Source organism: Pseudomonas sp. NCIMB 10586, assembly GCF_023127895.1.
Classification (GTDB): Bacteria; Pseudomonadota; Gammaproteobacteria; order Pseudomonadales; family Pseudomonadaceae; genus Aquipseudomonas; species Aquipseudomonas synxantha_A.
The window spans coordinates 120,577-135,119 of record NZ_SPKQ01000012.1 but is presented as its reverse complement, the minus strand read 5'-3'; the positions used below and the strand labels follow the sequence as shown (position 1 = coordinate 135,119).

Here is a 14,543-nt window from a genome sequence, read left to right as displayed (position 1 = left end):
CCCCAGTATCAGGTGCAAGAACGTGGTTTGACCCTACAAAAATAATTTCAAGGGAAGGACGTACACCATGCAAAGTTCTGCCAAGTTCACCGCCCATATCCTGCTGGCAGCGATGGGCCTGATTGTTTATCACCAGGCCCAGGCTGCCCGTATCGAACCTGCTGGCAGTGCCTTCACGGCTCAAGGGCCCATCAGCTTTTCCAAAGGCAAGCTGATCAGCGCCGACTGCACGATCAAGGTGGCCGGCAAGGTCGCGGCCGATGGCTCATCGGTGAATGTCGATAAAGTCGAGTTTGACGGTGGCCTCAAATGCAGCCGTGTCGAAGCGATCAATTTGCCCTGGGTGCTGGTCGCCAAAGATACAAAGAGTGGCTCGATGTCCAGGATCAGCGTCGATGTGCACGCCTTTGGCCTGGGCGGCAAGTGCGGCCCTTCAACCGCCGACGGTACTTGGGATAACGCCACCGGCAAGTTGGAAGCCGCCAATGTTGCTATTGGCGAAGACTGCAAGATCAACACGGTATCCATCAAGATGCCGCCCAACTTCAAAGTGGTCGAATAAACCGTTCCAACTGTTGCAGCGGTAAATGCATTGAAATTTGGCTGGAAAGGGAAGTTCTGCAGTTTCACCGTGACCTCTCGATCATGGCCATTACCCCTGGCGAAATGAATCGCCATAACATGTGAGGAAAAACAATGAAAAGCTTGAAAACTCTCGTGTCGTTGACTGCCCTGGCTGTTTGCATGGGTGCTGCTTCGATGGCCAGTGCGGCTTCAATCAGCCCGGAAGGCCCTTTCACCACGACCGCAGGCTCCATCGTGGTGCAGTCACCGTCGTCGTTCGGGGGCCCTGTGACCTGTGGCATTACCTTCAGCGGCAATGTCAGCGGCGGCGTTGCGACTATCAACAATGCCTCGCTGACCGGCGGTGGCCTGTGTGCATTGCCCACCTTGAAAAGCATCCCGTCGCCAGGCTGGAAGCTGACGGCCTTGTCGGGCACTACCGGCCAAGTAGAGAACGTTGGTTACACCATTAAAAAGACCATCGTAATCCCAGGTACCGACTGCGGTCCATCCACTATCAGCGTGGCCTGGAATGCTGCGACTCACACGCTTACGGCTGCCAACCAGGCTCTGAGCGGTGGCTGCAACGTGGTCTCGCTGACCACCACTGCTGCTGGCCTGACCGTCAATCCATAACGGCTGCTTATTGCAGGATAAAAGGGTTGATCACCCGCTGAAAGGCCGGTACCTCGCCAGAGGTGCCGGCTGACGTGGAAAGCCGGCCATGCCGGGAGCGCATAATAATAAGGAGTGCCGCATGATCAGTAAGAAACAACAGGCTCAAACACTGCTGGGGCTGGCAATATTGGGAGGCTTGATGACGACTGCGCCCGCGCAGGCGGGTGGTTTCTCCACGCCGACTTATGGTGCTCCAGGCTGGGGCCGGGCATTCGGCGGCGGCTCTCTGTTCAAGAATGATCCAAGTTCTGCCTACAACAACCCGGCGGCCATGGCGTTCGTCGACCAGTCCGTGGTTCAACAGACCGTTGACTATGCCCGGGTCAAAATCAAATACAGCGGCCAAGCCTATGATTACACCGGTAACCCGGTCAGTAATACGGCGGTAATGCCTGATGGCAGCTTTGACCCCAGCACTGCAACACTCAATAACAACGATGGCGGCCAGGGTGGTTTCACCGCCTGGTTGCCTACTGGCTTCCTCGTTATTCCAATCGGTGACCGCTTTGCATTCGGCCTCAGTCAGGTCGTGCCGCAAGGTATGCGCACCACCTGGAATGAAAACTCCAAGTTTCGCGACTTCGCCGTGGACACCAAAATCGAGACCGTCGGTCTGACGGGCTCCTTATCCTTCAAGGTGCGTGACGACTTCTCCATCGGCGGGGGCCTTATCGTTCAGCGCAGTCAAGGCTTCGTCAGCCAGAATGTTGACCTGTTTTCGGCCGCGTCAGTCTCACCAGGCTTGGGTAACGGGGCATTTCCGGCGGGCGTCGGCACCGCGCTGATGCGGGTGAAGGTCGATAACATCTCCACTGGCTGGTTTACCGGTGTTGTCTGGAAGCCGACTGATCGAGACTCGCTGGGCCTTAACTATCACGCCAAAATCAAAAACAAGCTGACAGGCAAATACAGCGTCCGGGCTGATGCCTTGAACAATGGCCTGATGACTGACGATACGATCTTCGGTAACGGCAAGACGCTGGTCGAAACGGCTTATCCGGGCCTGACGCTGTACCCCGGTGGCGCCCATGCCAGTACTCAGTTGGATATTCCAGCCACCGCGGCGCTCGACTGGGTGCACCAGTTCAACGACCGCTGGACCTTGGGTGTCAGCGCCATGTGGACCCAGTGGTCGTCCTTCAAGGACCTCACGCTCAAGTCTCAGGGTTCGACTATCGTCGCCATTCCCTATAACTACAAAGATGCGTGGATGTACTCGGTGGGGGGAGATTTCAAGGCAACGGACGAGCTGACCTTGCGCGCTGGTGTGGCCTATGACCAAACGCCAACCCGCAATTCGACGCGCGATCCGCGTATTCCTGACGGTGACCGTTATTTTCTCTCTTTGGGTGCGGGCTACGATATCAAAGCCGTTCCTGGCTTGACTCTGGACGCCGCGTACTCGCATCAATTTGTCGAGAAGGTCAACATCAAGACCCAGAACGTAGACCGACTGGGCGGTGGCAGGCTTGACGGCAAGGCCGAGTCCTCAGGCGATATTGTCAGCCTGTCAGCCACGTACAAGTTCTGAGCCCATCCTGACAGCGAGTACCAGAGCATCTGGTGCTCGCTGCTCAACGATTTTGATAACTGTTTTGAGGCCTTCGTTCGGCCTCAAATTATTGCGCTCAATGACTAAATAAAAATTTCAAAACAAAATTTGAATTTGGTCTTTCAAGTTTGTAGTGTGGTTTTACGCCGCCGCGCAGCTCGACCTGCCTGTGCTTTGGCCACATCTCGAATCAAGTAGAGGTATCCCTATGCTTATCTGGTTATTGGTGGGTTTCGCAGCAGCGATTGCCCTGGCGTATCGACAAGCCGCCGCTACCCTGTGGCTGGTCACTGGCCTGGTTTGGCTGGCAGCGGGTTACCTGTTCAACGTCGTGGCCGGCCTGGGCACCGCCGTCGCGGCGGTACTGGTGGTGTTGCCGGCCCTGGTGCTGGCGCTCAAACCCCTGCGCCGCACGCTGTTGACCAGCAAGGCCCTAGGCCAGTTTCGCATGATCATGCCGGCGATGTCCGACACCGAGCGTGCGGCCATCGAGTCCGGCACTGTGTGGTGGGATGCCGAGCTGTTCAGCGGCAAGCCCAACTGGCAGCGCCTGTTGCAAGCCGCGCCGGCCAGCCTGAGTGCGGAGGAGCAAGCCTTTCTCGACAATGAGGTCGAAACCCTGTGCGACATTGCCAACGACTGGGAAACTACCCAAGTCTGGCAGGACATGTCCCCCGAAGGCTGGCAATACACCAAGGACGCCGGGTTCCTCGGCATGATTATTCCCAAGCAGTACGGAGGCAAAGGCTTCTCCCACTACGCCCACTCCCAGGTGGTGATGAAGCTGTCGACTCGCTGCTCGGCGGCGGCGATTTCGGTGATGGTGCCCAACTCCCTGGGCCCGGCCGAATTGCTGCTGCATTACGGCACCGACGCCCAGCGCAATTACTACCTGCCGCGCCTGGCGCGGGGCGAAGACATCCCGTGTTTTGCCTTGACCAGCCCGTATGCCGGCTCTGATGCGGGTGCGATCCCGGACCTGGGCATTGTCTGCAAAGGTCTGCACGAAGGCGAAGAAGTGCTGGGTTTCAAAGTGACCTGGGACAAGCGTTACATCACCCTTGGCCCGATTGCCACGGTACTGGGCCTGGCATTTCGCGCCGAAGACCCGGACGGCCTGCTTGGCGCGGCCGGTTCCCTGGGTATTACCTGTGCGCTGATCCCGACTTCTCATCCAGGGGTGAACAGCGGTCGTCGTCACTGGCCGCTGAATGCGGTGTTCCAGAACGGTCCTACCACCGGCAAGGACGTATTCATTCCACTGGAGTGGGTGATTGGCGGCCGTGAACAAGTCGGTAACGGCTGGCGCATGTTGATGGAGTGCCTGGCCGCGGGCCGGGCTATTTCCCTGCCTTCGGCTAACGTTGGCCTGGGCAAGGTCGCCGTGCGCGGCACTACAGCCTATGCGGCGATGCGCAAGCAGTTCGGCTTGCCCATCGGCAAGTTCGAAGGGGTGCAGGCTCCGTTGGCGCGCATGGCCGGGCACCTGTATGCCTGCGATGCGGTGCGCAAGGTGTCGGTAGCGTCCCTGGATGCCGGTGAGAAACCTTCAGTGATCTCAGCCATTGCCAAATACCACGTCACTGAGCGCGCGCGCATCATCGTCAACGACGGCATGGACATTGTCGCCGGCAAGGGCATCTGCATGGGGCCCAATAACTTCCTCGCCCGTGCCTATCAGCAAAGCCCCATCGCCATTACGGTGGAAGGCGCCAACATCATGACCCGCTGCCTGATCATCTTTGGCCAGGGCCTGATTCGTTGCCACCCCTATGTGTTGCGCGAAATGGAAGCGGCGCGCAACCCGGACCGGCGCAAGGCGCTGGAAGACTTCGACAGCGCGATGTTCGGCCATGTGAGTTTTGTGCTGGCCAACACCGTCCGCGCAGCGGTGCATTCCCTGACCGGCGGGCGCCTGCTCGCCGCGCCAGCCAAGACCGACCCGGCGCTGGCGTCCTACTACCGTCAGGCCAATCGGCTGTCGGTGGTGTTGGCGTTGATCTCGGACATTTCCATGGGCGTGCTCGGGGGGGCCCTCAAGCGCAAGGAAAGTATCACCGGGCGTTTGGGGGATATTCTGTCGCAGCTGTACATCCTGTCGTGCGTGCTCAAGCGTTTCGAGGACGACGGCCGGCCCCAGGCAGATCTGCCGCTGGTGCATTGGGCGGCGCAGGACGCGTTGCTGCGCGCCCATGAAGCCTTGGCCGAAGTGCTCGACAACTACCCGTCGAAACCAGCGGCGACGGTGGTGCGCGCGTTGAGTTTTCCGTTTGGCATTCCCCTGCACAAACCGTCGGATCGTCTGTTGGCGCAAGTGGCCGATGTGGTGCAAACCCCTGGGGAAACCCGCGACCGCTTGCTGGCCAATTCCTACATCCCGCGCCCGGAAATCGACAAGCTGGCCTACGGCGAATTGGGCTTTCGTTTACTGCCACAGGTGGAGTCGATCGAGGCTCGGCTTAAACCCGCCATCAAGCAAGGTTTGCTTGGCCCGCTGCCGATTTCGGCCACGGCCTTTACCGAATGGCGCGTCAAGGCGCGGGCGCTGGACTTGATCAGCGACGACGAGGACGCCTTGCTGGGCCGCTATGTGGAATACGCCGATCACGGTATCCAGGTGGATGACTTCCCCCAGGATTTTGGTTTGCTGGAGGCGTTGCAGCAGCGCAAGCAGGCGCTCGAACCGGCCGCCAAACGGCGCAGCAGCCAAAGCGAAAACGCCCCGGTGAATTGACAGTGTGGGAGGGGGCTTGCCCCCTCCCACATTTGATTGGGTTTACAAGGCAAATGTGTGGCGTGAGTGAGTGCTTACCATGAGTGACAACTACCTTTCATTCGTCAACTCCCCCTGGGGCCGTCGCCTGGCCCAGGCTATTGGCTTGCCGCAACCCTTGCCGCTGCAGCGTCATCGCAGCGGCCAGGCCGGGCTGGCCAACCCGGTGATCATCGCCGGGGCAGGGCGCCTGGCGGCGTCGGTGCTGCGTATCTTCAGCGCCACCGACACCGTCGCCGCCACAGCGGCAACCCTCAAGGCGCCATCCACGGTCAAGGTGCAAGGCGCAGTGTTTGATGCCAGTGGTGTGGTCGATCTGCAACAGTTGGACGAGCTCTACCTGTTCTTCCACGCCAATGCCAAACGCCTAGGCCAACATGGCCGAGTGGTGGTGCTCGGCACCGCGCCGGAACACTGCCAGGACTTGCCCCAAGCCATCGCCCAGCGCGCCCTCGAGGGCTTGGTGCGCTCGCTGGCCAAGGAGCTGCGTCGGGCGATCACCGTGCAATTGTTGTATGTGGCGCCGGGTGCCGAGGAGGCGTTGGACAGCAGTTTGCGCTTCTTCCTGTCACGCCGCTCTGCCTATGTCTCGGGGCAGGTGGTGCGCCTGGAAAGACCTGTGGATGGCAACACCACCGTCAATTGGGACAAACCCTTCGCCGGTCGCCGTGCCTTGGTCACCGGTGCTTCCCGAGGCATCGGCCTGGCTATCGCCCAGGTGCTGGCGCGTGACGGCGCCCATGTGGTGTGCGTGGACGTGCCCCAGGCCCAGCAAGCCTTGCAACAGGCCGCCGCCAGCGTCGGCGGGTCGGCCTTGCCCCTGGACATCACCGCCGCCGACACCGCCGCGCTGTTGCAAGCCCATGTCAGCCAATACGGTGGCTTTGATGTGGTGGTGCACAACGCCGGGATCACCCGTGACAAGACCATCGCCAAGATGACCGAAGCCGCCTGGCGCAGCGTGATGGCGGTCAACCTGCAGGCACCGTTGCAGCTCAGTGAAGCCTTGCTCGACAACCAGGGCATCAACGCAGGTGGGCGCATCATCTGCGTGTCGTCGATCTCAGGGATTGCCGGCAACCTGGGGCAAAGCAACTACGCCACCTCCAAGGCGGGCGTGATTGGTCTGGTGCAAGGTCTGGCACCGCGTGCGGCGGCCCGGCAGGTCACAGTGAATGCGGTGGCGCCCGGTTTTATCGAAACCCAGATGACCGCGAAGATCCCGTTGATGATCCGTGAGGCCGGGCGGCGCATGAATTCATTGTCTCAGGGCGGGCAGCCCATTGATGTGGCCGAGACTATCGCCTGGCTCGCTCATCCTGCGTCGGGCGGAGTGAATGGCCAGGTCGTGCGAGTGTGTGGCCAAAGCCTGTTGGGAGCCTGAAGCGATGGACTATGTGACGCAGATTATCGACCCGCCGCCGTCGCGCACGCAGCTGCTGCTCGACGGTATGCGCGCTATGCGCAAGCCCAAGCTCGACGGTGCGCCGCTGTTACCCACGGCGTGCCTGGTGCGCTCTGCAGTGGCGCTTTCCCCCGCGGGTATCGCCGCTTACGCACGGGCCTGTGGCTTTCGTCCCGAACAGGGCGTGCCGCTGTCCTACCCCCATGTATTGGCCTTTCCCTTGCACTTGATGCTGCTGACCCGGCCAAGCTTCCCGTACCCGGCCAGCGGCATGGTGCATCTGGCCAATCATATTCGTCAGCACCAGCGCCTGCACGAGGGCCAGGCGTTGCGCGTGGAGGTGTACTGCGAGCGCTGGGTCGCCCATCCCAAGGGGCAGGCATTGAGCATCGCCACCCGTGCCTTCAGTGCGGGCGCGCTGGTGTGGGAAAGCGACAGCCTGTACCTGCGCCGTAACGTCAACAACCCCGTGGGTGAGCCATGGAATGACCCATTGCCATTGCAGGAGGAAGGCTTGTTGCGCACCCAGCGCTGGGTGCTTCCCGCCGACCTGGGGCGACGCTTTGCCAAGGTCTCGGGGGATTTCAATCCGATTCACACCTCGGTCATTGGGGCCAGGCTTTTTGGTTTTCGCCGTGCCATCGCCCATGGCATGTGGACGCTGGGCCGTGCATTGGCGGCGCAACAACCGCCCGGTGGCCTGGAGCAGGCGCAAGCGCATTGCGATTTCAAGTTGCCGATTTTCCTGCCTGGCCAGGTCGCCCTGTGGAGCCACCCGGTGACTGGCCCACGCCGTGAGTTCGAAGTGCGCAATTTCGCCGGGGACAAACCCCATATGCGCGGGCTGTTTATTTGGAAAGAGAACCCGTGATGAGTGACTACAGCTTCAACCCGGCGCCAACTCGCCGCGTGGCGATTATCGGCGGCAATCGCATTCCGTTTGCTCGTTCCAACACGGTGTATGCCCATGACAGCAACCAGGATCTGCTGGTCGCCGCTCTCCAGGGCCTGGTCGACCGTTACAACCTGCATGGCCAACGCCTGGGCGAATTTGCCGCCGGGGCAGTGATCAAGCATTCGCGGGATTTCAACCTGGCCCGTGAAGCGCTGTTGTCCACCACACTGTCGCCGCAAACCCCGGCCTATGATGTGCAGCAAGCCTGCGGCACCGGGCTTGAAGCTGCGCTGCTGGTGGCAAATAAAATCGCTCTGGGCCAGATCGAAGTCGGCATTGCCGGTGGCGCCGACACCACCTCCGACGCGCCTATTGGCATCAACGAATCCTTGCGCCATACCTTGCTTGCGGCCAATCGCGCCAAGGGCATGGGCGACAAGCTCAAGCAACTCCTCAACGTGCGCCCGTCGATGTTGTTCAAGCCGCTGCTGCCGCGCAATGGCGAGCCGCGTACGGGGCTGTCCATGGGCGAGCACTGCGAAGAAATGGCCAAGCGCTGGCAGATCAAGCGCCTGGCCCAGGACGAGTTGACCCTTACCAGCCACCAACGATTGGACGCGGCCTACAACCGCGGTTTTTTCGACGACCTGATCAGCCCCCATCGCGGCCTGGCCCGCGACAATAACCTGCGTGCCGATATCAGCCTGGAGAAACTGGCGGGCCTGTCGCCGGTATTCGACCGCCAGAACGGCACCCTCACTGCCGGCAACTCCACGCCCTTGACCGATGGCGCTTCGGTGGTGCTGCTTGCCAGTGAAGAATGGGCCACCGCCAATAGCTGGCCGGTGCTGGCCTACTTGCGCACGGGTGAGACGGCGGCGGTAAATTTTGTCGACGGCACCGAGGGCCTGCTGATGGCACCGGCCTACGCCGTGCCGCGCATGTTGCAACGGGAAGGCTTGAGTTTTGCCGACTTTGATTTATTCGAGATACACGAAGCGTTTGCCGCCCAGGTGCTGTGTACGCTCAAAGCGTGGGAAGACCCTGAATATTGCCGCGAGCGGCTCGGCCTTGAGACGCCCTTGGGCACCATCGAGCGCAGCAAGATGAACGTCAACGGTGGCTCACTGGGCTGCGGCCATCCGTTCGCGGCCACTGGCGGTCGGCAATTGGCGGCGCTGGCCAAGGCGATCCATGAACGCGGTGGTGGCCGCGGCCTGATCTCGATCTGTGCGGCGGGTGGATTGGGCATTACCGCCATCGTCGAAAAGTAACGCTTTTAAAAACAACAATAAGGACACTGCCATGAACGCTATCAGCCTGGAACATACCGAACGTATCTGGTTGAACACTTACCTGCCCGGCGTTCCAGCCGATATCGAGACCGGGATCGAGGAGTATCCGTCGCTGCGTGAAGTGTTCCTGGAGCATCTGGAAAAATTCAGCGAGCGGGTGGCCTACGTCAGCATCGGCACCGAAATGACCTACGCCGACTGGCGGGTTCAGGGCATCGCCTTTGCCGCTTGGTTACAGGGCCAGGGCGTAAAGAAGGGCGACCGCGTGGCGCTGATGATGCCCAACTGCTTGCAGTACCCGATCTGCCTGTTGGGCACGATCCTGGCCGGTGCCGTGGTGGTCAACGTCAACCCGTTGTACACCGCCCATGAACTCAAGCACTTGCTTAAGGACAGCGGCGCCGAAACCGTGGTGATCTTCGAGAACTTCGCCCACACCCTGGAAAAAGCCATGGCCGGCAGCAGCGTCAAGCGCGTGGTGCTAGCGGCTATCGGTGATTTGCTGGGGACCTTCAAGGGCGCGGCGATGAACTTTATCCTGCGCCGCGTGCAGAAGCAGGTGCCGGCTTTCAAGCTGCCCGGTGCGCTGCGCTTCAATCAGGTGCTTGAACAGGGCAGGGGGCTGCACCACTTGCCGGTTGCGCTGGATCGCGATGAGCTGGCCTTCCTGCAGTACACCGGCGGCACTACCGGCGATGCCAAGGGCGTGATGCTCAGCCATCGCAATATCATTGCCAACCTGCTGCAAGCCAAGGCCTGGGTCGGCGACCAACTGGACCAGCACAAGCAGGAAACCAATGTGACCCTGCTGCCGCTTTACCACATCTTTTCGCTGACCGTGAATTGCCTGATGTTCATGTGCCTGGGCGGGCGCAATATCCTCATCGCCAACCCGCGGGACGTGAAGCGGGTGCAGATGATCCTGCGCAAAGAGCGCTTCAACGGGATTGCCGGGGTTAACACGCTGTTTAATGGCTTGCTGGAGAACAAGGAATTCTGCTCGCGGGATTTTTCCGACCTGCGCCTGGTGATCGCCGGCGGTATGGCCACCCACACCGCGGTGGCCAAGCGCTGGAAGGAGGTGACCGGGCTGCCGATCATCGAAGGCTACGGGCTGACCGAGTGTTCGCCCGTGGTGAGCATCAGCCCTATCGATATTTCGCGTATGCGCGAGATGGAATTTACCGGCAGCATCGGCGTGCCGTTGCCGTCGACCTGGGTGCGTTTCATGCGCGAAGACGGCGAGCTGGCTGACATCGGCGAGCAAGGCGAGCTGCAAGTACGCGGCCCGCAAGTGATGCAGGGCTACTGGAAGCGGCCCAAGGAAACCGCTGAGGTATTGGATGCCGACGGTTGGCTGTCCACCGGCGATATCGGGGTGATGGACGCGCGCGGCTATATTCGCCTGGTGGACCGCAAGAAGGACATGATCCTGGTCTCGGGTTTCAATGTGTACCCCAATGAAATCGAGGACGTGGTGGCGATGCACCCGGGTGTCGCGGAAGTGGCGGCGATCGGTGTGGAAGATGCCGTGAGTGGGGAGAAGGTCAAGATCATCGTGGTGCGCAAGGATCCGGCCCTGACCCAGGAGCAGATTCTTGCGCATTGCCGGGAATACCTGACGGGGTACAAGGTGCCCCGGTATGTGGAGTTCCGCAGTACCGAGCTGCCCAAGACGACGGTTGGCAAGGTATTGCGGCGCGCATTGCGCTGACTCGGTTTACCGGGGCTGGCCAATCGTCAGAGGTAACCATCGTCGGGGAAATTGAGACCAATGACATCCTGGCTGTGGATCGGTCGGATGCTTTTGATCAAGAAATCAGTCTTGCCATTTCCCGTCAAATCGACACCGAGGAAGTACCTATTGGTTTTTGGGTTGAATGTCAGGATGGTATCGCCCGGTTGTCCGCTGTACTGACTGACGTAGTTGAGTTGGACTTGCGAATTTTCGCTCAGGCTGCTCAAGTCGATTTTGTCTTGGCCTGTGGTGAAGTCCATAAGCAAGTCAGCGTTGTTGCGCGGGGAGTCGCCGGCGGCATGATAAGTAAACGTGTTGGAGCCACCGTTGCCGGTCAGTATGTCGGCTCCGCCACCTCCAGTCAGGACGTTGTCCGCACTGTTTCCGGTAATACGATCGTTGCCTGTGCCGCCTTTCGCGTTTTCGATAAGGGTTTGGGCGCTGATGTGCACGTTGTTAGTCAAACCACCCACGCTGGAGCGTGAATCCGGGGTCAGGTTGATTCGCTGGTTTTGCGCGAAGTCAGAGAAGTCCAGCGTGTCATTGCCTTGTTTGTCGTGCACGCTGAAACCGGGCCTGTCGGTGGGAGACGTAAGGCTGGTTTCAGGCTTGCCCGTGTTGGAGTTGAAGCCGTAGACAGTGTCGGCGGCTGTGGATTGCGCAAGTGGAGGCGTAACCGGGGGTGGCGTCGTGGGTACCGGAGCGGGAACGGAAGGGCGTGTAGGTTTTGATTCAGGTAGCACCACTGGGGTGGCATTCGTCAAAATATCTGTGGGCTTTATGGGCTTTTCACTCAGGATCACCAGCATGGAATAGGGGTCGCCAGTTACATTCATGATCAGCCTGTAGCGCTTGATACTCTCATCGTAGTCCAGCGTCAGTTCGCCTTTCTTCCCCGTGTGCCAGTCAACAAGCTTGGGTTTCTGGATGCCCGCATCTTTCAACATGGTTGACAGGTCAATCTTGTCGATGCCACTTGTGAAGTCTGTGAGTGTATCGGGGTTTTCACCAGGTGAGTCGCTGACACTGTTATATACAAACGTATCTGCGCCACCTCCACCGGTCAGCGTGTCGCCGCCAGCACCTCCCCTCATGCGGTTGTTGGCATCATTGCCGATCAGCACGTCGTGCCCCGAGCCGCCAATGGCATTTTCAATAACAACGCCCTTGGCGATTGATACATTACCCTGACGGCCGCCGACATCCGAGAGTTTTCCCGCGTTCAAGTTGATCCTTTGATCTTTTTTGAATCCGGAAAAATCCAGAGTGTCTTCGCCGCCGTTATCCCAGATACAAAAGAACGGCAAGTCGTTGGGGGAGGTCAACGTGTAGTGGTCGCGCTCTGTGTTGGAGTTGAAACCGTAGGTCGTATTGCCTTTACGGGTTTCGTCGTTGGCCTTGTATTGCAGATGAGCGCCGGCAATATCGTGCATCATCGGGGTTTGGGAAGAGTCCGATACGAACGAGTTTTTATTATTTCCATTGGGGCGAAACAAGCTGAATTTATAACTCATAGTGCTATAGACGTCGCTGCTTTGAGGGAGGTCAAGATCCGGATGCTCAAGTCCCAAGGTGTGCCCGATCTCGTGGACCATTGCCGCATGCAGCCCGGCCCCTTCATTTTTTCCGATATTTACGTCCTGAGCGCCGTAAGCATTTGGCAACGTAGCGTCACCGCCCCCACCTGAGACTTCCCGAACTGACAGGTGAGTGTCAGCATTTTTGCCATTTTCGACAAAATTGACTTTTATAACATCTTCCCAAGACCGAAGTGCCTGCCTGAATGCTCTCTTTTTGGTCTCGCTGAATTCGGTAAATGCATAAGACACAGTGAGTTGTCCGTCACCATTGCGATCTTGTATTTTATAGTTGCTGCGAGTGAGACTTTTAGCAACTTCATTGGGAGGATCGGAAGAGAGTGAGTTGCTAGCGGACAAGTTGGAAGTTTCGGCTGTCACAGAGAACGATTTTGCGGGCGGGCAGTAAGCGCGAATCGACGACATGATTGAGGCTCTTGAGTAAGTGGGTGTTAGTTGCTGGCCATGCTTGCAATTGATGTTGAAGGCGGGGGTAAGTTAGACGCTTTTGGGAGGCTGCTCTAGGGGTACAGTATTTCGATATATGATTGTGTTGTTAGGTAACTGTGATCATGTTGTTAGTGTGCTAAGCGTTGTCGGAATAATTACTTTGTGGGGGAGGTGCCAAGCTATTTAAGCGAAGGGCGACGGTTATCTTGTCAGATAGAATGGGCGTTGAATGGCTCGTGCGCTCATATTTTCGTTATTTAGAAAACAAGCAATGAGTGCGTGCATAGAACATGCAACAATGAGTGACGTCGCCCGTAGACAGAGCGACGTGATTGATTACTAGCACCGTGATTGATTAAAGTGCGCTGACCTTGACCCAACGTTCTTCGAGGGCCGCCACGCGAATCGCTGTCGCCAACCGCTCCACCTCCCATGCAGCATCAAAGTCCGTGCCATCCGCACCTTGCCCCGCCAGCGCCATGATCAACTCCTGCACCTCCAGCGTCTTCAACTCGTTGTAGCCCAACTGATGCCCCGCCGCCGGGCTGAACGCCGCATAGCCGGGCAGCGCAGGGCCTGCCAACACGCGTTGAAAGCCGGCCTGGCCGACGCGGTGCAGGCGCAGTTCATTCAAGCGCTCCTGATCGAACGCCAAGGTGCCTTTGGTCCCGCTTATCTCAAAGCACAGGTGGTTTTTGTAGCCGTGCTTGAGCCAACTGCTGCTCACCGTGCCGCGTGCACCGTTGGCGAAGCGCAGCAGGGCGTGCACCTGGTCATCCACGGCGATGGATTTCAAATCAGTGCTGCCTTGGGTAGCGGGGCGCTGAGCATGCACGGTCTGGGTATCGGCACACACACTGATCACATCGCCCACAAGGTAACGCGCCATCGACAGCAAATGGCTGCCCAGGTCAGCCAGAGCACCACCGGCGTGTCCCACTTCGCAGCGCCACGACCACGGCGAGACCGGATCGGCCATGAAGTCTTCGCTGAACTCACCCTGGAAGCTGATGATCTGGCCCAGCTCACCCCGGGCTAGCATCTGGCGCGCCAACACGATCATCGGGTTGTGCTGGTAGTTGTAGCCCACTCGCGTCACCACCCCGGCGTTGCTGGCTGCACGGCGCATGGCATCGGCTTGCTCCAGGCTGATGGCCAGGGGTTTCTCGCAATACACCGCTTTGCCCGCCGCAATCGCGGCCATGGCCATGGGGTAGTGCAGGTGGTTGGGGGTGGTGATGGCCACGACATCGACCTTAGGGTCCTCGATCAGCGCCTGCCAATCGCCATGAGCCTGGTCAAACCCCCAGGCCGTGGCGCAGCGTTGGGCTCGCTCGGTGTCGGCATCGGCCAGGGCAGCAAGCTTTAGCTGTACCGGCAACTCGAACACTGTGCGCGCGTTATTGAACGCTAACGCGTGGGCACGGCCCATGAAGCCTGTGCCGATCAAGCCGATTCCGAGTTCACGCATAGCCGTGGTCCTTTGATTATTGTTTTCAGGGATGGCATTAATGGAATAAAAATTCGCAAATATCAATAGTTGGAATAAAAATTCACTCATCACTTCAGTTGATATGAACCTATTCAGCCGTAGCCAAACGCCGCCAGTTAACAAA

Annotated in this window: 10 protein-coding genes; 8 read left to right on the top strand and 2 right to left on the bottom strand. The window is 59.1% G+C overall.

Annotated features, from left to right (window positions below; translation table 11 throughout):
- Positions 1-67 precede the first annotated feature (67 nt).
- The 8 genes from praA (at position 68) to E4P01_RS06315 (ending at position 10,876) form a co-directional block, all read left to right on the top strand.
- Positions 68-562 (top strand): alkane oxidation protein activator PraA, encoded by a 495-nt coding sequence (gene praA, locus E4P01_RS06350; RefSeq protein WP_078821199.1) that lies wholly within the window; start codon positions 68-70, stop codon positions 560-562.
- 134 nt (positions 563-696) lie between these two features.
- On the top strand, positions 697-1,200 hold the full coding sequence (praB, locus tag E4P01_RS06345; RefSeq protein ID WP_078821200.1) for an alkane oxidation protein activator PraB: 504 nt from the start codon (positions 697-699) through the stop codon (positions 1,198-1,200).
- Positions 1,201-1,321: 121 nt separating this feature from the next.
- Positions 1,322-2,773 carry an outer membrane protein transport protein gene (locus tag E4P01_RS06340; RefSeq protein WP_078821201.1) on the top strand — a complete coding sequence of 484 codons (1,452 nt, stop codon included), beginning with the start codon at positions 1,322-1,324 and terminating at the stop codon, positions 2,771-2,773.
- 229 nt (positions 2,774-3,002) lie between these two features.
- The gene (locus E4P01_RS06335; protein ID WP_216091259.1) at positions 3,003-5,528 is read left to right on the top strand and encodes an acyl-CoA dehydrogenase; all 2,526 of its coding nucleotides are present in this window, start codon (positions 3,003-3,005) and stop codon (positions 5,526-5,528) included.
- A 79-nt stretch (positions 5,529-5,607) separates the two neighbouring features.
- Positions 5,608-6,951, top strand: coding sequence for a 3-oxoacyl-ACP reductase (locus E4P01_RS06330; protein ID WP_216091260.1), 1,344 nt, complete (start codon positions 5,608-5,610; stop codon positions 6,949-6,951).
- Between the two features lie 4 nt (positions 6,952-6,955).
- A complete protein-coding gene (locus E4P01_RS06325) occupies positions 6,956-7,843 on the top strand; it encodes a MaoC/PaaZ C-terminal domain-containing protein (RefSeq protein WP_216091261.1) in 888 nt (295 codons plus the stop codon).
- Positions 7,843-9,141 carry an acetyl-CoA C-acetyltransferase gene (locus tag E4P01_RS06320; protein WP_216091262.1) on the top strand — a complete coding sequence of 433 codons (1,299 nt, stop codon included), beginning with the start codon at positions 7,843-7,845 and terminating at the stop codon, positions 9,139-9,141. The genes E4P01_RS06325 and E4P01_RS06320 overlap by 1 nt, the downstream gene beginning before the upstream one ends.
- A 31-nt stretch (positions 9,142-9,172) precedes the next feature.
- A complete protein-coding gene (locus E4P01_RS06315; protein ID WP_216091263.1) occupies positions 9,173-10,876 on the top strand; it encodes an AMP-binding protein in 1,704 nt (567 codons plus the stop codon).
- 26 nt (positions 10,877-10,902) lie between these two features.
- On the opposite strand, the gene E4P01_RS06310 is transcribed toward E4P01_RS06315, so the two are convergent.
- Together E4P01_RS06310 and E4P01_RS06305 are read right to left on the bottom strand one after the other, a co-directional pair.
- Positions 10,903-12,903, bottom strand: a complete 2,001-nt coding sequence (locus E4P01_RS06310; protein ID WP_216091264.1) for a M10 family metallopeptidase C-terminal domain-containing protein — start codon at positions 12,901-12,903, stop codon at positions 10,903-10,905.
- A gap of 379 nt (positions 12,904-13,282) precedes the next feature.
- Positions 13,283-14,398 (bottom strand): Gfo/Idh/MocA family oxidoreductase, encoded by a 1,116-nt coding sequence (locus E4P01_RS06305; protein ID WP_216091265.1) that lies wholly within the window; start codon positions 14,396-14,398, stop codon positions 13,283-13,285.
- Between the last annotated feature and the right edge of the window lie 145 nt (positions 14,399-14,543).